Consider the following 26,519-nt stretch of genomic DNA (forward strand, 5'->3'; position numbering starts at 1 on the left):
AATGAAATTTATATATTTTGATATAAATGTATTGGTAATCGTATTAGTGAATTAAAAAATAATACTTATTGTAATCCATCCATAATTAGTGGAGAATTCGAAAGTGGCTAAAATAGAACAGTTACTTCCGCTGTCTCCACTTCAAAAGGGACTTCTCTTTCACGCAATGAATGGGGATCGCCCTGAAGTTTATCAAGTCCAGATTGCGGTTGAGCTTGTCGGTCCACTGGATGTTCAAGCACTACAATCTGCGGCGCAGAGAATTCTTGCACGCCATTCTACGTTAAGGGCGGGTTTCGTGACAGGTTCAATGAATGAGCCCATACAAGTCATTGTTGATGAGGTAGAAAATCCTTGGACAATCTGCGACTTGAGTAGTTCACCGGAGCCTGATCGCGAAGCATTGAATGTTCAGAAAGCCGAGTATCTAGAACCTTTTTCTATTAGCAAACCTTCAAATATTCGTTTCAAGCTCATTAGAATGGAGATGCAGAGGCATAGATTTCTTATGAGCTTTCATCATCTTTTGCTTGATGGCTGGTCAAGCAGCATGTTGATGCGTGAGTTGTTTCATATCTACTATTATCCCAATAGCTCCCTCGGTCCAGTCGTTCCCTATGCAGACTATCTTGGCTGGTTAAATAGCGTTGATTCGGAACGCGCGCGCGCTAAGTGGGCGTCGGTGTTTGCGACTATGGACGGGCGTGCGCTTCTTTTTCCAGAAGCGAGTGGGGCGACAACGAAGTCCGGCCCAGCTTCATCGCTGGCTGAGCTCACCGAAACCCGAACAGCGGAATTGACCCGTTTTGCTCGCTCAACCGGCCTGACGATGAGCACTCTCATCCAAGCAAGTTGGGCTATTACGTTGAGCTATTTGTCTGGAACGAGGGATGTGTGCTTCGGTGTAACAAGAGCATCCCGGCCTGCTGAAATAGAAGATATCGAAAACGCGATCGGGCTTTTTATAAACACTGTTCCTCTAAGATTCCAGATAAACCTACAAGAAACAATGAGGGAGCTAGCTAATCGCCTTCAAAATGAACAAGTAGAGCTATTGCCATATAGTCACGTGGGTTTGGACGAAATTCAGCGTGTAGCAGGTGGTGGAAATTTATTCGACACTCTTGTCGTATTTGAAAACTATCCATCAGGTCAAAATTACATAGAAGAATCTCAAGCCCTTAAGGTCATACCGGTACCCGGTTTTGGCGGTAATATTTCACATTATCCGCTTACTCTCATAGTTGTTCCGGGACGAAAGATATCAATTACATTATCCTATAACCCAGATATCATCGTGAAAGGTAAAGCGGAAGAAATTTTGAAGAAGCTCATATTTACTCTTGAAGAAATATCCCAATCTCCGGAGCTTAGGCTTCAAGATTTTCGGATTTTATCAGAAATTGAGCATTCGGAAATTTTAAGTCAGGGGAGAGGGGAGGAGCATCCACCATCTAGTGGATGTGTTCACGAGCTGTTTGAGATACAGGCGGCGGAATCACCCATTTCGGTGGCCATTTATGATGAAGATCGCGTGCTGAATTACGGGGATCTGGCACAAGCTGTCGGGCGGCTCGCCGATATCCTCAAAAATGTTGGAGTTGGACCAGAAACCATTGTGGCTGTGGCATTCCCGCGTTCAGCAGAACTCATTGCTTCGCTGCTAGCTATAATGAAGGCTGGTGCGGCCTACCTTCCGCTAGATCTTGACTCTCCGGCGGCGCGCGTCACCGAAATGCTAATTGATGCGTCGCCGGTGTGCATCGTTGGTTTTGAAGAAAAACTATTAGAGATCAAGAGCGATATTCCTAAAATATCCCTCGACAAATTCTTATCGGACGAAGAATTTGAGGTTATCGGATATTACGAATTCTCTAAATCCGATCAAGAATATAGGGTCACACCACAAAATGTGGCGTATTTAATTTATACATCTGGCTCGACGGGGAAGCCAAAGGGGGTCGCGGTTACGCACGAAGCTTGTGTAAACCGTCTTCTTTGGATGCAGAGTGCCTACAAATTCTGCAGTCAGGATCGAATATTGCAGAAGACTCCCATTACATTTGATGTGTCAGTGTGGGAATTATTCTGTTCTCTCATCAGTGGCGGATCCGTAATAATATGTCGTCCGGAAGGTCATAAAGATCCCGAATATCTCGCGAAAGTGATGGAGAAACGTGGTGTGACGGTAGTCCATTTCGTCCCGTCGATGTTGCGGGCATATTTGTCGCAATCGACATTCGAGGGTCTGCAGGTGCGCGAGGTTATTTGTAGCGGTGAAGTGCTGCCGCTTGATCTGTACGATACCATGATCAAGTTTGATCGATTACGGCTTAGTAACCTCTATGGTCCCACTGAAGCAGCAATCGACGTTACAGCTTGGCGCGAAGGGACAGAAGTTGGGGCATCCATCCCTATTGGCGGACCCATTTGGAATGCCGAAATTTATATTCTCGACGACGCGCTGAGGCCGGTTGCAGAGGGTGTTACCGGAGACTTGTATCTTGGGGGCTTGCCGTTGGCTCGAGGGTACTGGCGGCGTCCCGATCTTACTGCGGATCGCTTTGTTGCAAGCCCGTTTTCTCAACGAGGAAACCGAATGTATAGAACAGGGGATCTTGCGCGTTGGTTGCCCAACGGAACGATTGAGTTTCGCGGACGCCGAGATCGACAGGTCAAGCTTCGGGGATTTCGGATAGAACTGGGTGAGATCGAAGAAGTATTGCGTTGTGAAGAAGGTATTTCGGATGCGGCAGTCGTTGTCCATATGGATGCATCAGGAAGGGGTCTTCTCCTCGCCTATGTCCTCGCCGCTCAAGGCGTAACCCTCAATGAAAACTATTTCCTTAAGCGCCTAGCGGATAAACTTCCTCCACATCTTCTACCATCCTCACTAATATTTGTAACGAAGTTTCCTAAAACAAGAAGCGGAAAATTGGATGTAGCGTCATTACCTCTGCCCAATTTTCAGTCAAAAGATAAATCTGCTCCCGCAAGCGAAAGTGAGGCACTTTTTGTCACGCTTTTTTGTGAGGTTCTCGGGCTTGCGGAAGTCGGCGTAACTGACAACTTCTTTCGCATGGGTGGTGATAGCATTCTCTCTATCCAGTTGGTGGGGCGGGCGCGAAAGGCGGGCTTAATTATAACAGCAGGGGATGTATTTAGATTTCCGACTCCTCGCGATCTCGCGTCACTATCGGCGGTGTCATCGATTGTTCCTATGAAGCGCGAGGTTATCCTTCCAAAGATTATACCGGTGACACCGATCATGGCGTGGTTCTTCGAAAGATCACCGGACGCTCACTTTACTCAGTCCTTTTCTGTTCGACTACCAGGAAGAGTTTCTAGACAGCACATTGAAGCCGCAGCTCAATTCTTGATTGATCATCATGATGCGTTGAGAATTAAGATCATTGGTAATGGGAATCTCCAAGTAAAGCCTGTTGGTAGTGTTCGTGTGTCTGATATTTTAGTTGAACTAAAGTCACCTCGATTAGGTAAGGCACTCGATATTCAACTGACGGAAGCTTGCCAAGTCGCGGCTGCGGCTCTCTCCCCAACCGATGGGGACCTTGTCAGGATCGTATGGAGTCAAGGCGGTGGTCGAGGCGAAGGACAGGTGGTTTTTATAATTCATCACCTTGCCGTTGATGGCGTTTCTTGGAGGATAATTGTATCTGATTTCGAAAGTATTCTAGAAGCACTTTTGAACGATCATCCACCGCAGCTCTCATTTTCGGGTACTCCGTTCGCCCTTTGGGCATCTGTATTGCTAGAGAATGCTCATAAGCCTGAAACAATGTCGGAATTGCCGTTTTGGCAGCGCATAGTGATGTCCGATGATCCGCCGCTCTCTTCACGAGCTCTTTCTCCGGAGAGTGACACCTTTGAAACGTCAAAATCATTTACTAAGCGCCTTACGCATGGTGCCAGTGATCGATTAATCGTGGCGGCACGGGATGATTTTGAGGCAGACATAAACGTAGTTCTTTTGACGGCCTTGGCCATCGCAGTCTTGCAATGGCGCTCGCATCGTGGCGTCGCATTTACCAGCAATCTTCTCCTCGACGTTGAAGGGCACGGTCGAGAGCAGATCGAGCCAGAGATCGATCTTTCACATACAGTCGGTTGGTTTACAAGCCTTTATCCCATTTCTATCGATCCTGGCTTGGCCGTGTCTGAAGATATGCTTTCCAATAAGGCGGATATTGTGAGAGCGTTCAGGCGTGTTCGAGAGCAATTAAGCGAGGTCCCGCGACAAGGGATAGGATATGGGCAATTGCGCTACCTTAATACCGAGAGTGCCAACTCTTTGAAGACGGCTCCCAGTCCACAAATTGCATTTAATTATTTAGGGCGGTTCGATACTGCTCTACCCTCTAAATTACTGCTTGAAAGCGATGTATCTCCTATTGGTGGCAGCATCGGCGCAAGTACGTCACTTGGACATTCGATTGAAGTTACGGCTGTAATAAGTCTTCACGAAGGAGCTCCTAACGTTTCCAGCACTTGGACATGGGCGTCTGATTTATTTGAGCATTCAGAGATCGAAGGGCTGTCAAATCTTTGGATGGAGGCTCTGGAGGCTATTGCGCTTCATGCTTCGAATATCTTCCCGGATCCTGAAGTTGGTGAAGTTAGCAAATTCGAGCAGCCATTCATTACCAATGTTGAGCAAAATAACCCGCATTTGGCATTGGTTGCGGAAGCAGCGAGAGGCCTTTTAGAGATTCCAGATTTGGGCATAGATGACGACATATTGGCGTTGCCCGTAGGGTCGCAAAAGCTCGCAGTCATTCGCCGACAAATTGAGGCACGCCTTGGTTTGCAGTTTGTTCACCAGGATTTGCAGAAGAAGTCGACGATCAGAGGTCTTAGCGACGCAATAATTACGGCAGCACCTGAGGATCCATTTTCCGAAGTGGCGATAATGGGGGAAGGCAGGGAGATGGATGAGAACATTTTCTGTTTTCATCCCATAGGTGGGGTCTCATGGAGCTATATTCCCTTGGCCAGCAGCTTCGAATTCCGGCGAATGTGTGGCCTGCAATCTCTAAGATTGCCGCCATACACCACTCTAGAGGAACTCGCCGATCTACATTTGGTCAATATTCGAAAGCTGCAACCTGAAGGCCCTTACCGTCTGCTTGGTTGGTCTCTAGGAGGGACGATCGCACATAAAGTCGCCTGTCGCCTTGGACCTGAAAATGTGTTTTCATTGGTAATGTTGGATGCTTATCCAGCGCCGCGCCAGCTGCCAGTCTTCGATGAGGAGCAGGATTGGCGCTGTAACGCGATGACTGACTACGTCCACTCATTGGGGCCAGCAGTGATGAAGCGATCCCATGTTTATCAAAAGATAAAGGAAAATATGCTATTGGTAGAAGAGGATCCGACAGATATTTTTTCAGGTGAAGTTCTCTTTATTCGGGCATCTGATCATGATAAAAACCCTATATTTATTTGGGGAGACAGAATTGGCTCGATGATCGTAAAGTATTCTGAAAAAGAACATATGGATATGTTAAGCTTATCTGGGGCGGAGGAGGCATCATCATTTATTCAGGATTATTTGTCATTAGGAAATTCTTTCCGAGGAGATAATTATGAATAGAGAAAAAAATGCAGAAATATTTGATTATACTCCATCATCTCACGGGGTGACTGACGTTAGTCGTTTGGCGTGGGTCAACGGGAAGTGTGTTGAACGCGAAACCGCCGCACCATCTATTGCTAGCCTGTCACTCCATCTTGGACTTGGTATATTTGATGGAATGATGGCGTATTGGAAGGGAAATAATTTCTATCTGCATAAAGGAGTTGAGCATGTTGAGAGATTTATCGCAGGTGCAAAGAAGATAGATCTTAAATTCACATGGACGGCTTCCGATTTATTGCAGGGTATAGAGGAGCTCCTCAAATCGGTTGAGGGATCGACCCAATATGTGCGCCCCATTGCCTATCGCCGCGCACCAGAATTATGGGTGACGGGTGGTATGGATCAGCCGGCTGACGTGACTATCTTCACCGTCAAGATGGGTGATCAACGAGAGATAGGGGCGCCTTTAGCTTGCCAAATATCACCGATCGAACGCATTTCGAGTCTGGCTGTGCCGCCTCAAACGAAGGTCTGCGGCGTTTATGTGAATAGTTTTAACGCTCGCTTAAATGCTTCTCGATCGGGTTTCGATGATGGCATTATGTTAGATAGGTCAGGGTTTATAACCGAGGCATCTGCTGCGAATATTTTCTTTATTAAGGATGAAAAAATTATTACACCCAAATTGACGTCCGATATATTTCCTGGGATTACACGATCATTTATTCTCGATTTATGTCGAGAAATTGACATTGAAGTCGAAGAATTAGAAATTCATGCGTCCGAAGTTGATGGGATGTCTGGAGCATTTTTATGCTCGACGCTGATGGAAATGCGCGGTGTTACGCGCATTGGAAGAAGAGAGCTTAATACTGTGTCGGATCAATTATTCCAGTCAATATTAGGAAGATTTTCAGAAGTTGTGTCATAAATTATTTTATCAAATATAATTGAATAGTCGTTATTCATAATATGCAATCTGCTTATATTTGCAATATTTAAAGGAATTATTTGATATGTCAAATCCGTTTGATAATGAAGACGCAGAATTTTTGGTTCTTGTGAATGATGAAGGACAGTATTCGATATGGCCGGTATTCGCAAGTATACCTGAAGGTTGGTTCCAGCGCTTTGGTCCTGCGCCTAAGGCAGGGTGTTTGGATTATGTAAATTCGGAATGGACCGATATGAGGCCTTTGTCTCTAGTGCGTAAGATGGAGCAGGGGCAGTCAGCCGAAGAGTAGTATTTTGAAAGTTGAATATATTAGCTCGATTGAGTTGTGTGCTCGGTTCGCGTCCGCCATGTTCCATGGCGGTAATAGAACCATGCAATTACAGCGGTCATTCCCGAGCCAAACGGGAAGCTCCACCAAAGAGTGTCCTTGCCAACAGAGAGAAGCCACCAAGCGAAAGCGAAGCGACCTACAAGGGTGCCTGCTATCAAAATCAGAAGGGGTGCGGATACGACGCCGTTCGCACGCATCGTGGAAAAGAGTATTACGGTAAAGCTGGAGAAGAAAAAGCTCCAACATGAAATTGTATTTATATGATGGGCAATTTCAATGGTTTGGATATTTTGTCCTAGAATGATTGCTGAGAGTTGTTTTCCGGAGATTAAAAGGATTGAGGTTCCGATGCAGGTTACAAAGAGGGCGATAAGAAGGCCTGATTTTGTAATTTGGCCGACCCTCGGCCAATTATTGGCTCCGATGCTTTGGGCGACCATGGCTGAAACGCCAGCGCCAATTGCGATTACTGGCATTTGAATGTAGCTCCAAAGCAGGTTTGAAGTTCCATAGGCCGCTGCGACGTCAACTCCTCGCTGATTTATCAAGACAATCATAACAAGACTTGAAAGGGTTGATATCAGCATTTGCAGTCCGAGCGGAAACCCCTTGAAAAGAATGCTTCTTAAGAAGACTGCGTTGGGTACGAGAAACTGAAGTTCGGATCGCCGTAGCCGTATTGGAATGTCGTTTCTGTAGATATGGGTAATGAGCAAGGTGAGCACTGCGTAATTGGCGATCACCGTTGCTATCGCTGCACCTGTAATGCCCATTCGTGGCAATGGTCCCAAACCTTGCATTAGTATAGGTGATAAACTTGCATCTAAGATTGCATCCAATGCCATGAAACGTAATGGCGTTACTGTATCTCCTATGGCTTGTAGAGCTGATATGATGAGCACAATGGAGAATGTGGGCGGTAGGGCTAGAAAGACAATCCGTAAATAATTCTCAGCAAACGCACGGGCCTCAGGCGGCGTCCCTATCGAGTTTAAGAGGGTGTCCGTAAAGAGCCAGCCAAGTATCGCGATGAGGGTTGAACCGAGGGAGAGGAGTGTTAGTCCGGTCCCGAATATGCGGCGCGATGCTGCCATGTCTCCTGCGCCAGCCTTTTGACCAATTTGGATCGCCGTGGCCATTGCGAAGCCGAAGCCTAAGGCAAACATTAGGAAAATAATTTCGTTAGCGCTTGCCATAGCTGCTAACGCCGCCTCGCCGAGAAGGCGCCCGGTCCAAATGGCATTGACTGTGCTTTTAATGGATTGAGCAATATTCGCGCCAAGAACTGGCAAGGAAAAATAAAATAGGGTCGCTACTATCGATCCCTTAGTTAGATCGTACGATCTCTTCATGATATATCCGACATTTTATTGTCCTTTATATTTAATATGTAAGATATTTATCGATGTTATTGATGAAGGATATTTGTTCAATCTTCCTGGTCGAGATTGTATTGATAAAATTGAGATAAGTGAGACTTGGTTATTCGTTTCAGATTGCGTTATTGAGAAGGTGTTGCGCCGCGGCGGTTCGGAATGGCTGCATTTCGGTTTGTTCGCACAGATCAGCCTTAACATACGAAAAATACGACGAAAATCGGTTATTTTGATCGATTCAACTTGGCATGGTTGAAGCTGAGTCTATGTTCATTCCCCTCGGCTGAGGGAATTTCAGCACGGTCAGGAGCGATTCGTGGTCAGTCATACAATTGCTTCTTTGATGAGATCTTCGTCTGCTGGTGGGTGTCATGGAGTAGCAGGTGGCGTTTTGTTTCGCTGAAGGCATGCTTGGGACTTGGTCTGGTGCAGGCGTCGATAGGACCGAGAGTGAATGTGAAAGCTATCATCGCAGTATTTAGATTATGAGGTGCGAAGTGGCGAGTGAATCTGAATTTCATTTTGAAGAATCTGATCTGATAAATCACTCGTTGCCCACGATTTCCCATGGAGTTCGTCGAATATTGGAATTTATAGATGTCGATTTTCCAGAATTTGATTTGCAAAATTTTGAATCGGTATCTGTTTTAATTTCATTATGGTCGATAGTCCTTCATAGGGTTATGGATTGCGATGATTTGAATTATGCATGCGTGAGCGGATCAATTCTTTTTGATCCAGATCCTTCTCCAAACTCAGAAATTTTTTGGTTGACTGTAAGGATTCGGGAAGACCAGCCTCTGATCCGTTTGCTGGAAGAAGTTGACTTTTCTTGGTCGAATATTGCTACACAGATCGATTGGCTCGAGGTCGACAGGGCAGTATCTGCGGGAGGAGGGGCTCCACTGAAACCCGAGTATGCCTTAGGGTTCGTGGTCCTTCCGAGGGTAGATTTTGGCGCTGTTTGGGAAACGCAAGATGTGTCGTTGGAGTTGCGGTCGCTGATCGACAATGGGCTTACCCTTTGGGTGAGCTACGACGGCCGTCAAGCGCGACTAGGATATTCATCTGAGTTATTCGATACCGAGCTTGTTGAGCTCTGGGTTTCATATCTCCAACGTGTCATGCTTGAACCGCCTGAGGATGCGGAATCTTCTGTCTCTTCGGTATCGCTGCTGGGGGCGGAGGATCGTCGGCGTTTATTGGATGATTGGAGTGGGGCGGGAGCGTCCTGTGTTCCTGAGTTGTGCCTGCACGATATGTTCGCGGCCCAGGTGGACCGGGATCGTTCGGCGGTAGCTGTGGTTCATGAGGGACGTGAACTGAGCTACGGCGAGCTTGACGTTCGCGCCAATCAGTTGGCGCATCATCTGCGATCTCTGGGCGTTGGTCCCGACGTGGTGGTGGGATTGTGCCTGGAACGGTCGCCCGAGGCGATAGTGGGGATGCTGGGTGTCCTGAAGGCGGGCGGGGCCTATTTGCCTCTTGATCCGGATCATCCTTCCGAGCGGCTCTCGTTCATGCTCCAGGACATGGCGGCGCAGGTTCTGGTGACGACCTCGAGCCTGGTCGAGCGGTTGCCCGATGTGGCCGGGCTCGTCCTGCTGGATGTGGATGCGGCCCGTCTCGCGGAGCGACCGACGGAAGCGCCGGTCAGCGGGTCGGTGCCTGCCAATCTGGCCTATGTGATCTACACCTCGGGTTCTACAGGCAAGCCTAAGGGGGTGGGGGTCACGCATAAAAGCGTGGTTCGCCTGGTCGGGGGAGCCGATTACCTGGAACTGTCTTCTGCCGATGTGTTGCTGCAACTGGCTCCGTTGGCCTTCGACGCGTCCGTTTTCGAAATCTGGTCATCTCTCCTGAAGGGAGCGAGGCTGGTGCTTTATCCCGGGCGGCTGATCGACATTGCGCAGATCGGGGAACTGGTTCGGGCGCAGGACGTGACGGTACTACACCTGACCGCTGGTCTGTTCCATGAGGTTGTGGAACAGGACATGGCGACGTTGTCGCAGCTTCGCCATGTCCTGGCAGGCGGAGATGCGCTCTCGTCACGGCATGTGGAGCGGCTGTTGAGGGGGGCGCCGGAGACACGCTTCACGCATTGCTATGGGCCAACGGAGGGTTCGACCTTCAGCCTTTGTAACGGTCAAGTCGATGCAGACGGGCTGGCGGACAAGGTTCCTTTGGGGCGTCCGATTGCGAGCACGCAGGTTTATATTCTGGATGGTCGGTTTGAGCCTGTTCCGGTTGGGGTGGCCGGTGAGTTGTACATTGCCGGTGAAGGATTGGCGCGGGGCTATGTGAACCGGGCCGGGCTGACGGCGGAGCGTTTTGTCGCCTGTCCGTTTGGTGGTGCGGGCGAACGGATGTATCGGACAGGAGACCTGGCGCGCTGGCGCGCGGATGGTGGCCTGGAGTTTCTGGGCCGGGTCGACCGGCAGGTGAAGATCCGTGGCTTCCGGATTGAGCCGGCGGAGATCGAGGCGGCGCTGCTGTCCCATCCGGCCGTGGCGCAGACCGCGGTCATGGTGCGGGAAGATGAACCTGGCGACAAGCGTCTGGTCGGCTATGTCGTCCCCAAAACAGCCATGCCTGAGGCTGGACATTTGCGCGAGCATCTGAAAGCAGGCCTTCCCGATTATATGGTGCCGGCAGCCTTCGTGCAGATGGACGCGCTGCCGCTGACTTCCAATGGCAAGATCGATCGTGCGGCATTGCCAGTGCCCCAAGGACGGCTGATCGATCAAGCCTATGTCGCGCCGAATACCCCGATGGAACGAGATATCGCCTTGATTTGGTCAGAAATTCTCCGGATCGATGTTGTGGGGGCTGATGATAATTTCTTCGATTTGGGAGGACATTCGCTTCTGGCGATGCGGTTCCTCGTAAGCTTGAGAGAGCGGCTCGGGATTGAGCTGCCTTTGAGGGCTGTTTTTGAAGCCCCTGTCCTGAGGGGTTTGGCCAGTCGCCTGGAAGCCCAGGGCAATGTCGATGGCCAGATGCGAGTGCCGCCGTTGGTGCAACAGCCCCGAGCGGAGATAATGGCTTTGTCCCACGCCCAGGAGCGGCTGTGGTTTCTCGACCAGTTGGGTCTGGTCGGGGCTGCTTATAACATTCCGATCAGTCTTCGGATGACAGGCATGCTCGATCAATCCGCTCTCCAGCGCAGTTTGGACGAGGTCGTACGCCGGCATGAGAGCTTACGCGTGCGTTTTGTGTCGCGGAACGGGCAGCCGGTGCAGTTAGTGCAGCCGCCAGCGCCTTTTGTTCTTCCCGTTGTGGATATCGAAGGATGTGCCGACACAGAGGCGCGAGCCCGCCAACTGGCGCAGGAGGAGGCGGCCCTTCCGTTCGATCTCGTCTGCGATTCTCTTATCCGCGCCAAGCTGTTGCGATTGGGGCCGCAGGATCATGTTCTTTTGACAACGATGCATCACATAGTGGCAGATGGCTGGTCGCTTGGAGTGCTGACGCGCGAACTAAGCGAAATCTATAGTGCGTTTGTCGCTGGTCGTCCTTCTCCCTATGCCGAGCTGGAAGTGCAGTATGCCGATTACGCAGCCTGGCAGCGCGGCTGGCTTTCAGGTCCGGTGCTGGAGGAACAATTGTTTTACTGGCGGGAGCAACTTGGCGGACTGCCAGAACTACTTGGTTTGCCCACGGATCGACCGCGGCCATCGGTGGCCAGCTTTGAAGGGGCATACCATCCATTGACGGTTCCGGCGGACCTGTCCGCAGCGCTGGTTGAACTTGGCCGGAGCGAGGGCGCGACGCTGTTCATGGTACTGCTATCTGCTTTTCAGCTTCTTTTGTCGCGTTGGAGTGGCGAGACCGATATTGTGGTCGGGACGCCTGTCGCGGGGCGAACGCACCAGGCGACGGAAGACCTGATAGGCTTTTTCGTGAACATGCTGACCTTGCGCGTGGAAGTCAGGGGCGCAGAAAGTTTCCGTGATTTGTTGTTACAGGCGCGAGGGGTAGCTTTAGGAGCCTTCTCGCACCAGGACTTGCCGTTTGAGCAACTTGTTGCCGAGTTGCGGCCCAGGCGGGATCTTTCGCGGCAACCGCTGTTCCAAGCGGCTTTTGCATTGTTCAACACCCCTGCCCAAGAGGGGGCTTGGGAGGGGCTGGTCGTTGATGACACCATAACCGCTCGCCGGACGGCAATATTCGATATCACATTGCATCTTCGTGAGACGGCATCAGGGCTTGAGGGAGGCTTTGAATATGCAACGGACCTGTTCGATGTCGCGACGATTGACCGCCTGGCCGGTTCGTTCGGGTTATTGCTGGAGGCGATAGCAGCATTTCCGGATCGTCGGCTGGACGAGTTTGATTTGCTGGGGGCGGAGGATCGTCGGCGTTTATTGGATGATTGGAGCGGGGCGGGAGCGTCCTGTGTTCCTGAGTTGTGCCTGCACGATATGTTCGCGGCCCAGGTGGACCGGGATCGTTCGGCGGTAGCTGTGGTTCATGAGGGACGTGAACTGAGCTACGGCGAGCTTGACGTTCGCGCCAATCAGTTGGCGCATCATCTGCGATCTCTGGGCGTTGGTCCCGACGTGGTGGTGGGATTGTGCCTGGAACGGTCGCCCGAGGCGATAGTGGGGATGCTGGGTGTCCTGAAGGCGGGCGGGGCCTATTTGCCTCTTGATCCGGATCATCCTTCCGAGCGGCTCTCGTTCATGCTCCAGGACATGGCGGCGCAGGTTCTGGTGACGACCTCGAGCCTGGTCGAGCGGTTGCCCGATGTGGCCGGGCTCGTCCTGCTGGATGTGGATGCGGCCCGTCTCGCGGAGCGACCGACGGAAGCGCCGGTCAGCGGGTCGGTGCCTGCCAATCTGGCCTATGTGATCTACACCTCGGGTTCTACAGGCAAGCCTAAGGGGGTGGGGGTCACGCATAAAAGCGTGGTTGAACTGTTCGGTGCGACGCAGTCCTTCTTCAATTTTACCTCGAATGACGTATGGGCTTTATTCCACTCTTATGCGTTTGACTTTGCGGTATGGGAATTATGGGGGGCACTCCTCCATGGAGGCCGATTGGTGGTGGTTTCATACGAAACCAGCCGTTCGCCGGATAATTTCTTTCGCTTGCTCGTCGATGAAGGAATAACGGTTCTCAATCAAACCCCCGCGGCATTTCGCGGCATTCTTCATCAACGCACGGAAGCGGCTGAAAAGATGAGAGTGCGTACGATTATCTTTGGGGGTGAGGCATTAAACGTCCCTGATGTTGATAGTTGGTTTGACCTTTGTGGGGACAATGATCCTCAACTCGTCAACATGTATGGGATCACGGAGACAACGGTACATGTAACCTTGAAAGCGCTTCGTCAGCGAGATGTCGCTGTCAGGTCGATCGGAACGCCTATCGGCACCCCCATTGAGAGCCTCCGGGCTTACATTCTGGATGGTCGGTTTGAACCTGTTCCGGTTGGAGTGGCCGGCGAGTTGTACATTGCCGGTGAGGGATTGGCGCGGGGCTATGTGAACCGGGCCGGGCTGACGGCGGAGCGTTTTGTCGCCTGTCCGTTTGGTGGTGCGGGCGAACGGATGTATCGGACAGGAGACCTGGCGCGCTGGCGCGCGGATGGCGGCCTGGAGTTTCTGGGCCGGGTCGACCGGCAGGTGAAGATCCGTGGCTTCCGGATTGAGCCGGCGGAGATCGAGGCGGCGCTGCTGTCCCATCCGGCCGTGGCGCAGGCCGCGGTCATGGTGCGGGAAGATGAACCTGGCGACAAGCGTCTGGTCGGCTATGTCGTCCCTAAAGCGGCTAGCTCGCAACAAAATTCGATAGTGAAAATGAATTCTTCTGAGGTGGTAGCTCAGTGGGAGGCTGTGTTTACCGATACTTACGACAGTGAGGATGCCTATGAGCCTTCGTTCGTCGGTTGGACGAGCAGTTATGATGATAAGCCAATATCTGGTCGCCATATGGAAGAGTGGTTGGGCGATACCATCGAACGTCTAAAGGCATTTTCTGCTTCGAATATTATCGAGATTGGTTGTGGTTCGGGGCTTATCATGCAGCACCTCGCCCCATCATCTGATCGTTATGTGGGATGTGATATCTCTCGAAGCGCTTTGGAGCGATTGTCGAAATGGAAGGATTCTCGATTAGATTTACGCCATATTGACTTGATAAGATCAGAGGCTCGTAATGTTTCTCAAGTTTCTGATATTTCATTCGATCTAGCCATTTTGAATTCTGTTATACAATATTTCCCTGATGTTGAATATTTGATTAATTCATTGAACGAAGCCAGAAAGATCGTTGGATTATTTGGATCGATATTCGTCGGTGATATCAGGCATTATGGACTGCTTGACATATTTCATACTTCAGTTCAGTTCGCACGGGCTCCTGATGAGATGACCATCTCGACGCTGCGAGGCCGGATTGCTCACGCGATTTTTCATGAGAGAGAGCTACTAGTTCATCCAATGTTCTTTCAAGAGCAGGCCGATCACATTGATAATGGCTATACGGTCAACGCCCTTTTGAAATGCGGCGTTTACGAAAATGAATTAAACAAATTCCGATATGATGTTGAGATCGTTTATGAAAATAGAAAATATAAAGAAAAAATATTCAAGTGGAATGATGAATTTGATTTAAATTTGATAGAAGATATATTACGAAATGAAGATAGCGTTGTCAGAATAGAGTGCGTGTACAATAAAAATTTGTGCAAGGATATTTATATTCATGACATGATTTCGGCAATGTCCGGAAAAGAAACAGTAAAGTATCTCAGGAATCGCTTAAAGGACTACAAATTACTGGGTATAAACCCATCTGATTTTATTAAATTAGGAAAAAAAATTGGGCGAGTGACCAAATTAGTTTGGACAAAAAATTCTAAAAACAGTGAATTTGATGTAATATTCCATAGTGTAGAAGAAAATAATATTTATTATGCAAACAATATCCAGAAAAATCCCGAGTTTTCGGAGTTGAATTTAATTCATCTTAATCTTACCAATAAACCCTTTGCTGAAAGCCAGCAAGATTTTAGCAGTGATCTGCAGACGCGCCTAAAAGGTACGCTGCCCACCTACATGCTTCCATCCAATCTCATTGTTCTTGACGCGCTGCCGCTGACTTCCAATGGCAAGATCGATCGTGCGGCATTGCCAGCGCCCCAAGGACGGCTGATCGATCAAGCCTATGTCGCGCCGAATACCCCGATGGAACGAGATATCGCCTTGATTTGGTCAGAAATTCTCCGGATCGATGTTGTGGGGGCTGATGATAATTTCTTCGATTTGGGAGGACATTCGCTTCTGGTGGTCAGGCTTGTTGCCGCGATTCGAGAGCGGCTCGGGATTGAGCTGCCTTTGAGGGCTGTTTTTGAAGCCCCTGTCCTGAGGGGTTTGGCCAGTCGCCTGGAAGCCCAGGGCAATGTCGATGGCCAGATGCGAGTGCCGCCGTTGGTGCAACAGCCCCGAGCGGAGATAATGGCTTTGTCCCACGCCCAGGAGCGGCTGTGGTTTCTCGACCAGTTGGGTCTGGTCGGGGCTGCTTATAACATTCCGATCAGTCTTCGGATGACAGGCATGCTCGATCAATCCGCTCTCCAGCGCAGTTTGGACGAGGTCGTACGCCGGCATGAGAGCTTACGCGTGCGTTTTGTGTCGCGGAACGGGCAGCCGGTGCAGTTAGTGCAGCCGCCAGCGCCTTTTGTTCTTCCCGTTGTGGATATCGAAGGATGTGCCGACACAGAGGCGCGAGCCCGCCAACTGGCGCAGGAGGAGGCGGCCCTTCCGTTCGATCTCGTCTGCGATTCTCTTATCCGCGCCAAGCTGTTGCGATTGGGGCCGCAGGATCATGTTCTTTTGACAACGATGCATCACATAGTGGCAGATGGCTGGTCGCTTGGAGTGCTGACGCGCGAACTAAGCGAAATCTATAGTGCGTTTGTCGCTGGTCGTCCTTCTCCCTATGCCGAGCTGGAAGTGCAGTATGCCGATTACGCAGCCTGGCAGCGCGGCTGGCTTTCAGGTCCGGTGCTGGAGGAACAATTGTTTTACTGGCGGGAGCAACTTGGCGGACTGCCAGAACTACTTGGTTTGCCCACGGATCGACCGCGGCCATCGGTGGCCAGCTTTGAAGGGGCATACCATCCATTGACGGTTCCGGCGGACCTGTCCGCAGCGCTGGTTGAACTTGGCCGGAGCGAGGGCGCGACGCTGTTCATGGTACTGCTATCTGCTTTTCAGCTTCTTTTGTCGCGTTGGAGTGGCGAGACCGATATTGTGGTCGGGACGCCTGTCGCGGGGCGAACGCACCAGGCGACGGAAGACCTGATAGGCTTTTTCGTGAACATGCTGACCTTGCGCGTGGAAGTCAGGGGCGCAGAAAGTTTCCGTGATTTGTTGTTACAGGCGCGAGGGGTAGCTTTAGGAGCCTTCTCGCACCAGGACTTGCCGTTTGAGCAACTTGTTGCCGAGTTGCGGCCCAGGCGGGATCTTTCGCGGCAACCGCTGTTCCAGGCAACTTTTGCATTGTTCAACACCCCTGCCCAAGAGGGGGCTTGGGAGGGGCTGGTCGTTGACGATTTTGCGACGATCCAGGAAGCTTCGCTATTCGATATCACATTGCATCTTCGTGAGACGGCATCAGGGCTTGAGGGAGGCTTTGAATATGCAACGGACCTGTTCGATGTCGCGACGATTGACCGCCTGGCCGGTTCGTTCGGGTTATTGCTGGAGGCGATAGCAGCATTTCCGGATCGTCGGCTGGACGAGTTTGATTTGCTGGGGGCGGAGGATCGTCGGCGTTTATTGGATGATTGGAGTGGGGCGGGAGCGTCCTGTGTTCCTGAGTTGTGCCTGCACGATATGTTCGCGGCCCAGGTGGACCGGGATCGTTCGGCGGTAGCTGTGGTTCATGAGGGACGTGAACTGAGCTACGGCGAGCTTGACGTTCGCGCCAATCAGTTGGCGCATCATCTGCGATCTCTGGGCGTTGGTCCCGACGTGGTGGTGGGATTGTGCCTGGAACGGTCGCCCGAGGCGATAGTGGGGATGCTGGGTGTCCTGAAGGCGGGCGGGGCCTATTTGCCTCTTGATCCGGATCATCCTTCCGAGCGGCTCTCGTTCATGCTCCAGGACATGGCGGCGCAGGTTCTGGTGACGACCTCGAGCCTGGTCGAGCGGTTGCCCGATGTGGCCGGGCTCGTCCTGCTGGATGTGGATGCGGCCCGTCTCGCGGAGCGACCGACGGAAGCGCCGGTCAGCGGGTCGGTGCCTGCCAATCTGGCCTATGTGATCTACACCTCGGGTTCTACAGGCAAGCCTAAGGGGGTGGGGGTCACGCATAAAAGCGTGGTTCGCCTGGTCGGGGGAGCCGATTACCTGGAACTGTCTTCTGCCGATGTGTTGCTGCAACTGGCTCCGTTGGCCTTCGACGCGTCCGTTTTCGAAATCTGGTCATCTCTCCTGAAGGGAGCGAGGCTGGTGCTTTATCCCGGGCGGCTGATCGACATTGCGCAGATCGGGGAACTGGTTCGGGCGCAGGACGTGACGGTACTACACCTGACCGCTGGTCTGTTCCATGAGGTTGTGGAACAGGACATGGCGACGTTGTCGCAGCTTCGCCATGTCCTGGCAGGCGGAGATGCGCTCTCGTCACGGCATGTGGAGCGGCTGTTGAGGGGGGCGCCGGAGACACGCTTCACGCATTGCTATGGGCCAACGGAGGGTTCGACCTTCAGCCTTTGTAACGGTCAAGTCGATGCAGACGGGCTGGCGGACAAGGTTCCTTTGGGGCGTCCGATTGCGAGCACGCAGGTTTATATTCTGGATGGTCGGTTTGAGCCTGTTCCGGTTGGGGTGGCCGGTGAGTTGTACATTGCCGGTGAAGGATTGGCGCGGGGCTATGTGAACCGGGCCGGGCTGACGGCGGAGCGTTTTGTCGCCTGTCCGTTTGGTGGTGCGGGCGAACGGATGTATCGGACAGGAGACCTGGCGCGCTGGCGCGCGGATGGTGGCCTGGAGTTTCTGGGCCGGGTCGACCGGCAGGTGAAGATCCGTGGCTTCCGGATTGAGCCGGCGGAGATCGAGGCGGCGCTGCTGTCCCATCCGGCCGTGGCGCAGACCGCGGTCATGGTGCGGGAAGATGAACCTGGCGACAAGCGTCTGGTCGGCTATGTCGTCCCCAAAACAGCCATGCCTGAGGCTGGACATTTGCGCGAGCATCTGAAAGCAGGCCTTCCCGATTATATGGTGCCGGCAGCCTTCGTGCAGATGGACGCGCTGCCGCTGACTTCCAATGGCAAGATCGATCGTGCGGCATTGCCAGTGCCGAGCCGGAAGTCGGATCTGGACTATGTCGCGCCGCGCGACAGCATGGAGGAAATGATCGCGGCAGTTTGGGCGCAAGTTCTGGGGCTTGAACGTGTAGGGGTCAATGACAGCTTTTTTGACATAGGAGGTCATTCACTCCTCGCCATTCGAGCGGTGGCGCTGCTTCGTGATGCGATGCAAGCCGAGGTCCCGTTACGAATGGTGTTTGAAGCTCCGACCGTCCGGGATCTGAGTTCACGATTGGTGGAGCAGCGTGATCAACTCGCCGGGCATCAGCCGCCGCTAATTAAAATTCAGTCGAGACCTGAGGATTTGCCGCTCTCTTATGCGCAAGAGCGGCTGTGGTTTCTGGATCAGATGGGGCTGGCGGGTTCGGCCTATAATATGGCGTTCGCGTTGCGCTTATCAGGGCGGCTGAATGTCGATGCGCTCAAACAGGCGATAGTGGAACTGCTGCGCCGCCATGAAAGCTTGAGAACGAGATTCAGGAGCGTAGCTGGTTCTCCAGTTCAGATCATTGATTCTCCTCATGCCTCAGCCCTGCTGCAAATTGACCTGAGTGATCGGGATTGTGCGGACCGTGAAGTTGAACTGGCAAAGCTTGTTCAAGCTGAGGGAGAATGGGCATTCGATCTTGCGGAAGGTCCTCTATTTCGTGCCATGCTCATCCATCTATCAGTTGAAGATCACGTTCTTTTGCTGAATCTGCATCACATCATTTCTGACGGATGGTCTACAAATATCCAGATGCGTGAATTGGGCACGCTTTATGGCGCCTACGCCCAAGGTCTATTGTCGCCGCTTGGTGAACCTGAGCTACAATATGCGGATTTCACGCTCTGGCAACGCGAACGGTTTCAAGGCAGAGAATTCGACCAGCAATTGGATTATTGGCGCCACCAACTCGCGGATATTCCGGGGGGGGTGGATTTGCCGACCGATCGGCCGCGCCCCGCAACGGCCAGCTTCAAGGGCGGGATGCTATCTTTCACTTTATCAAGTGAACTAACGCAACAGCTTGCTCGGATCGGCCGCCAACAAGGCGCAACGCTGTACATGGTGTTGCTTGCTGCGTTCCACGCATCGTTAGCCCGTTGGAGCGGGCAGGACGACATAGTAGTGGGATCAGTGATTGCCGGTCGGACCCACCGCAAGCTTGAAAATCTTATAGGCTTTTTTGTCAACACGTTGGCGCTTCGGCTGGATATGTCTGGTAATCCCACCTTTATTGATCTGGTGCACCGCGCCAGGGAGGTGGCACTAGGAGCCTATGCGCATCAGGATTTACCTTTTGAGCGCCTTGTGGCGGAACTCTCACCTGTCCGTGATCTAGGGCGGCAGCCTCTGTTCCAAGTTATGTTTGTTTTGCAGGACGCGCCGCCGCAGGTTGATATCCTCCCGGGCCTTGTGTCGGATGTCATCCTTCAGGAACGTGTAACGTCCAAGTTCGACCTTTCGATGTATCTGAGCGAAACTTCGACGGGGCTCGCTGGTGCGGTAGAATATGCTGCCGACTTGTTTGACGCGGATACGATACAGCGCTTCATAGACCGCTTTCAATATCTGGTTGAGCAAGCCGCAGCATTTCCGGATCGTCGGCTGGACGAGTTTGATTTGCTGGGGGCGGAGGATCGTCGGCGTTTATTGGATGATTGGAGTGGGGCGGGAGCGTCCTGTGTTCCTGAGTTGTGCCTGCACGATATGTTCGCGGCCCAGGTGGACCGGGATCGTTCGGCGGTAGCTGTGGTTCATGAGGGACGTGAACTGAGCTACGGCGAGCTTGACGTTCGCGCCAATCAGTTGGCGCATCATCTGCGATCTCTGGGCGTTGGTCCCGACGTGGTGGTGGGATTGTGCCTGGAACGGTCGCCCGAGGCGATAGTGGGGATGCTGGGTGTCCTGAAGGCGGGCGGGGCCTATTTGCCTCTTGATCCGGATCATCCTTCCGAGCGGCTCTCGTTCATGCTCCAGGACATGGCGGCGCAGGTTCTGGTGACGACCTCGAGCCTGGTCGAGCGGTTGCCCGATGTGGCCGGGCTCGTCCTGCTGGATGTGGATGCGGCCCGTCTCGCGGAGCGACCGACGGAAGCGCCGGTCAGCGGGTCGGTGCCTGCCAATCTGGCCTATGTGATCTACACCTCGGGTTCTACAGGCAAGCCTAAGGGGGTGGGGGTCACGCATAAAAGCGTGGTTGAACTGTTCGGTGCGACGCAGTCCTTCTTCAATTTTACCTCGAATGACGTATGGGCTTTATTCCACTCTTATGCGTTTGACTTTGCGGTATGGGAATTATGGGGGGCACTCCTCCATGGAGGCCGATTGGTGGTGGTTTCATACGAAACCAGCCGTTCGCCGGATAATTTCTTTCGCTTGCTCGTCGATGAAGGAATAACGGTTCTCAATCAAACCCCCGCGGCATTTCGCGGCATTCTTCATCAACGCACGGAAGCGGCTGAAAAGATGAGAGTGCGTACGATTATCTTTGGGGGTGAGGCATTAAACGTCCCTGATGTTGATAGTTGGTTTGACCTTTGTGGGGACAATGATCCTCAACTCGTCAACATGTATGGGATCACGGAGACAACGGTACATGTAACCTTGAAAGCGCTTCGTCAGCGAGATGTCGCTGTCAGGTCGATCGGAACGCCTATCGGCACCCCCATTGAGAGCCTCCGGGCTTACATTCTGGATGGTCGGTTTGAACCTGTTCCGGTTGGAGTGGCCGGCGAGTTGTACATTGCCGGTGAGGGATTGGCGCGGGGCTATGTGAACCGGGCCGGGCTGACGGCGGAGCGTTTTGTCGCCTGTCCGTTTGGTGGTGCGGGCGAACGGATGTATCGGACAGGAGACCTGGCGCGCTGGCGCGCGGATGGTGGCCTGGAGTTTCTGGGCCGGGTCGACCGGCAGGTGAAGATCCGTGGCTTCCGGATTGAGCCGGCGGAGATCGAGGCGGCGCTGCTGTCCCATCCGGCCGTGGCGCAGACCGCGGTCATGGTGCGGGAAGATGAACCTGGCGACAAGCGTCTGGTCGGCTATGTCGTCCCCAAAACAGCCATGCCTGAGGCTGGACATTTGCGCGAGCATCTGAAAGCAGGCCTTCCCGATTATATGGTGCCGGCAGCCTTCGTGCAGATGGACGCGCTGCCGCTGACTTCCAATGGCAAGATCGATCGTGCGGCATTGCCAGTGCCGAGCCGGAAGTCGGATCTGGACTATGTCGCGCCGCGCGACAGCATGGAGGAAATGATCGCGGCAGTTTGGGCGCAAGTTCTGGGGCTTGAACGTGTAGGGGTCAATGACAGCTTTTTTGACATAGGAGGTCATTCACTCCTCGCCATTCGAGCGGTGGCGCTGCTTCGTGATGCGATGCAAGCCGAGGTCCCGTTACGAATGGTGTTTGAAGCTCCGACCGTCCGGGATCTGAGTTCACGATTGGTGGAGCAGCGTGATCAACTCGCCGGGCATCAGCCGCCGCTAATTAAAATTCAGTCGAGACCTGAGGATTTGCCGCTCTCTTATGCGCAAGAGCGGCTGTGGTTTCTGGATCAGATGGGGCTGGCGGGTTCGGCCTATAATATGGCGTTCGCGTTGCGCTTATCAGGGCGGCTGAATGTCGATGCGCTCAAACAGGCGATAGTGGAACTGCTGCGCCGCCATGAAAGCTTGAGAACGAGATTCAGGAGCGTAGCTGGTTCTCCAGTTCAGATCATTGATTCTCCTCATGCCTCAGCCCTGCTGCAAATTGACCTGAGTGATCGGGATTGTGCGGACCGTGAAGTTGAACTGGCAAAGCTTGTTCAAGCTGAGGGAGAATGGGCATTCGATCTTGCGGAAGGTCCTCTATTTCGTGCCATGCTCATCCATCTATCAGTTGAAGATCACGTTCTTTTGCTGAATCTGCATCACATCATTTCTGACGGATGGTCTACAAATATCCAGATGCGTGAATTGGGCACGCTTTATGGCGCCTACGCCCAAGGTCTATTGTCGCCGCTTGGTGAACCTGAGCTACAATATGCGGATTTCACGCTCTGGCAACGCGAACGGTTTCAAGGCAGAGAATTCGACCAGCAATTGGATTATTGGCGCCACCAACTCGCGGATATTCCGGGGGGGGTGGATTTGCCGACCGATCGGCCGCGCCCCGCAACGGCCAGCTTCAAGGGCGGGATGCTATCTTTCACTTTATCAAGTGAACTAACGCAACAGCTTGCTCGGATCGGCCGCCAACAAGGCGCAACGCTGTACATGGTGTTGCTTGCTGCGTTCCACGCATCGTTAGCCCGTTGGAGCGGGCAGGACGACATAGTAGTGGGATCAGTGATTGCCGGTCGGACCCACCGCAAGCTTGAAAATCTTATAGGCTTTTTTGTCAACACGTTGGCGCTTCGGCTGGATATGTCTGGTAATCCCACCTTTATTGATCTGGTGCACCGCGCCAGGGAGGTGGCACTAGGAGCCTATGCGCATCAGGATTTACCTTTTGAGCGCCTTGTGGCGGAACTCTCACCTGTCCGTGATCTAGGGCGGCAGCCTCTGTTCCAAGTTATGTTTGTTTTGCAGGACGCGCCGCCGCAGGTTGATATCCTCCCGGGCCTTGTGTCGGATGTCATCCTTCAGGAACGTGTAACGTCCAAGTTCGACCTTTCGATGTATCTGAGCGAAACTTCGACGGGGCTCGCTGGTGCGGTAGAATATGCTGCCGACTTGTTTGACGCGGATACGATACAGCGCTTCATAGACCGCTTTCAATATCTGGTTGAGCAAGCCGCAGCATTTCCGGATCGTCGGCTGGACGAGTTTGATTTGCTGGGGGCGGAGGATCGTCGGCGTTTATTGGATGATTGGAGTGGGGCGGGAGCGTCCTGTGTTCCTGAGTTGTGCCTGCACGATATGTTCGCGGCCCAGGTGGACCGGGATCGTTCGGCGGTAGCTGTGGTTCATGAGGGACGTGAACTGAGCTACGGCGAGCTTGACGTTCGCGCCAATCAGTTGGCGCATCATCTGCGATCTCTGGGCGTTGGTCCCGACGTGGTGGTGGGATTGTGCCTGGAACGGTCGCCCGAGGCGATAGTGGGGATGCTGGGTGTCCTGAAGGCGGGCGGGGCCTATTTGCCTCTTGATCCGGATCATCCTTCCGAGCGGCTCTCGTTCATGCTCCAGGACATGGCGGCGCAGGTTCTGGTGACGACCTCGAGCCTGGTCGAGCGGTTGCCCGATGTGGCCGGGCTCGTCCTGCTGGATGTGGATGCGGCCCGTCTCGCGGAGCGACCGACGGAAGCGCCGGTCAGCGGGTCGGTGCCTGCCAATCTGGCCTATGTGATCTACACCTCGGGTTCTACAGGCAAGCCTAAGGGGGTGGGGGTCACGCATAAAAGCGTGGTTCGCCTGGTCGGGGGAGCCGATTACCTGGAACTGTCTTCTGCCGATGTGTTGCTGCAACTGGCTCCGTTGGCCTTCGACGCGTCCGTTTTCGAAATCTGGTCATCTCTCCTGAAGGGAGCGAGGCTGGTGCTTTATCCCGGGCGGCTGATCGACATTGCGCAGATCGGGGAACTGGTTCGGGCGCAGGACGTGACGGTACTACACCTGACCGCTGGTCTGTTCCATGAGGTTGTGGAACAGGACATGGCGACGTTGTCGCAGCTTCGCCATGTCCTGGCAGGCGGAGATGCGCTCTCGTCACGGCATGTGGAGCGGCTGTTGAGGGGGGCGCCGGAGACACGCTTCACGCATTGCTATGGGCCAACGGAGGGTTCGACCTTCAGCCTTTGTAACGGTCAAGTCGATGCAGACGGGCTGGCGGACAAGGTTCCTTTGGGGCGTCCGATTGCGAGCACGCAGGTTTATATTCTGGATGGTCGGTTTGAGCCTGTTCCGGTTGGGGTGGCCGGTGAGTTGTACATTGCCGGTGAAGGATTGGCGCGGGGCTATGTGAACCGGGCCGGGCTGACGGCGGAGCGTTTTGTCGCCTGTCCGTTTGGTGGTGCGGGCGAACGGATGTATCGGACAGGAGACCTGGCGCGCTGGCGCGCGGATGGTGGCCTGGAGTTTCTGGGCCGGGTCGACCGGCAGGTGAAGATCCGTGGCTTCCGGATTGAGCCGGCGGAGATCGAGGCGGCGCTGCTGTCCCATCCGGCCGTGGCGCAGGCCGCGGTCATGGTGCGGGAAGATGAACCTGGCGACAAGCGTCTGGTCGGCTATGTCGTCCCCAAAACAGCCATGCCTGAAATCTGGCCATCGATTGCGGAGTTTTATGTCTACGACGACCTTGCCTATCACACGATGGCGAGCCATGAACGGCGAAATCATGCATATTTTCAGGCGTTCAAGTCTGTATTGGAAGGTAAAATAGTTCTTGAGGTGGGCCCTGGGAAAACAGCGATTCTTTCAAGGCTTGCAGTCGAGGCGGGCGCTAAGCACGTATACAGCGTTGAACTTTTGAAAGAATCATACGATAGCGCAGCGGCAGAAATCGCGCGACTAGGGCTTCAGGATAGAATTACCATAATTCATGGAGATGCATCCGAAGTCAAGTTCAACGATCCCATCGATTTTTGTATCTCTGAAATTGTAGGGAATATTGGTGGGACGGAAGGGGCTGCAGCGATAATGAATCGTGTCAGACCTTTGTTGAAAGATTCGCGTAATTTCATTCCGCAAAAATCCGTTACGAAATTAGCTGCAGTATCAATGCCTGAGGGTATGAATTACTCTTTTGATGAAGTGGGGTCTCATTACGTCAGCAAGATATTTGATCAAGTGGGGAGATCGTTCGATCTCAGGGTATGTATAAGTAAAATGCCTGAGAGCTGGTTCATGTCTACTGAAAGCGAATTAGAGATTGTCGACTTTACAAGTGAATGTGATTTAGAATCTTCTCACGATATAGAGTTGATGTTCACTCAATCTGGATACTTTTCTGGAATGGTTGCCTGGCTACAGCTTCACGTCGATGGCGACAATATTATAGATGTACGGACAGACGAGTCTAGTTGGCTCCCAGTTTATATTCCGGTCCGTCCTGAGAAAATTTCCGTACGGGTAGGAGACCGCTTTATTGCTAAGGTTCATCGACACTTAAGTGCAAATGGTTTGAATCCTGATTTTACAGTTGATGGCGCTATTGTGCGAGGGGATGGGAGCAATGAGTCAGCCATTGCTCATAGCCCACATATAAGCCGTCAGTTTCGTGGGGATGAATTTTATCAGCGCTTATTTCCTGACGGAAAGGCAGCGGTTCGGCCGCGGGGCGATGCGCGGGGATTGCGTGAATTTTTGCTCAATAGGCTACCTGAGCATATGGTTCCGAGCGTACAGGATTTTGTAACCCTTAATGAATTCCCGTTGACTCCAAACGGCAAGGTGAATCGTGGAGCATTCCCACCACCTTCAGTCGAGAGATTCTCAATCGAAATTATCGGAGCTAGAAATGAGATAGAGGAATTGATCTTCGTTGCTTGGGAAAAAGTATTCAAGCATGGAGGATTCGGAATATATCAAAATTTCTTTGATCTTGGTGGGCATTCTTTGATGGCTACAAGAGTTATTGGGATACTTTCGCAAGATCTTAGGCGAGATGTTCCTCTTCGGTTCATATTTGAGGCGCCAACTATTGCTCAATTGGCTGAGAAAATTGATAGAATAATGCTTGAGGGTGAAGAGAACAATGATCTTACTAGGGCAGACGTAGAAGATCGAATTCGTGCGCAGATCTCTAGTATGAGCGACGAAGAAGTTGCAGAACTGTTAAATTCGGAAGATGCTCTTATGTATTGGGATGAGAGAAATTCTCAGTAAGATGATTTTATTGAGTTGGCCATCGATTTTATGCGAGGATTGGTCGCTATTGGCTGTCTATCGGTTGGACACCTTCTGTAATCGGTCAAGGTGTCGTGACGGCTAGACGGGCCTCATGCTTCTGTACGCGATCCTGGTTGGCCGC

5 protein-coding genes are annotated in these 26,519 nt (G+C 52.5%); 4 read left to right on the forward strand and 1 reads right to left on the reverse strand.

The features are described 5' to 3' along the window. Positions 1-88 precede the first annotated feature (88 nt). From ACN9MX_RS18180 to ACN9MX_RS18190, 3 genes are all read left to right on the forward strand, one after another. The gene (locus ACN9MX_RS18180) at positions 89-5,614 is read left to right on the forward strand and encodes an amino acid adenylation domain-containing protein (protein ID WP_426387530.1); all 5,526 of its coding nucleotides are present in this window, start codon (positions 89-91) and stop codon (positions 5,612-5,614) included. Then, on the forward strand, positions 5,607-6,530 hold the full coding sequence (locus ACN9MX_RS18185) for an aminotransferase class IV (RefSeq protein WP_426387531.1): 924 nt from the start codon (positions 5,607-5,609) through the stop codon (positions 6,528-6,530). Before ACN9MX_RS18180 ends, ACN9MX_RS18185 begins: the two co-directional genes overlap by 8 nt. Positions 6,531-6,615: 85 nt before the next feature. After that, the gene (locus ACN9MX_RS18190) at positions 6,616-6,843 is read left to right on the forward strand and encodes an MbtH family protein (RefSeq protein WP_426387532.1); all 228 of its coding nucleotides are present in this window, start codon (positions 6,616-6,618) and stop codon (positions 6,841-6,843) included. A 20-nt stretch (positions 6,844-6,863) separates the two neighbouring features. On the opposite strand, the gene ACN9MX_RS18195 is transcribed toward ACN9MX_RS18190, so the two are convergent. After that, positions 6,864-8,237 carry an MATE family efflux transporter gene (locus ACN9MX_RS18195; protein ID WP_426387533.1) on the reverse strand — a complete coding sequence of 458 codons (1,374 nt, stop codon included), beginning with the start codon at positions 8,235-8,237 and terminating at the stop codon, positions 6,864-6,866. A 521-nt stretch (positions 8,238-8,758) separates the two neighbouring features. Between ACN9MX_RS18195 and ACN9MX_RS18200 the strand changes: the two genes are divergently transcribed. Next, on the forward strand, positions 8,759-26,374 hold the full coding sequence (locus ACN9MX_RS18200) for a non-ribosomal peptide synthase/polyketide synthase (RefSeq protein WP_426387534.1): 17,616 nt from the start codon (positions 8,759-8,761) through the stop codon (positions 26,372-26,374). Positions 26,375-26,519: the final 145 nt, after the last annotated feature.

It is taken from the genome of Sphingobium sp. R-21 (assembly GCF_049913335.1).
In the GTDB taxonomy this organism is placed as follows: domain Bacteria; phylum Pseudomonadota; class Alphaproteobacteria; order Sphingomonadales; family Sphingomonadaceae; genus Sphingobium.

Coding starts and splice junctions, on each gene's coding strand:
- ACN9MX_RS18185 (WP_426387531.1), top strand. CDS start 5,607: ATGAATAGAGAAAAAAATGCAGAAATATTTGATTATACTCCATCATCT.
- ACN9MX_RS18190 (WP_426387532.1), top strand. CDS start 6,616: ATGTCAAATCCGTTTGATAATGAAGACGCAGAATTTTTGGTTCTTGTG.
- ACN9MX_RS18195 (WP_426387533.1), bottom strand. CDS start 8,237: ATGAAGAGATCGTACGATCTAACTAAGGGATCGATAGTAGCGACCCTA.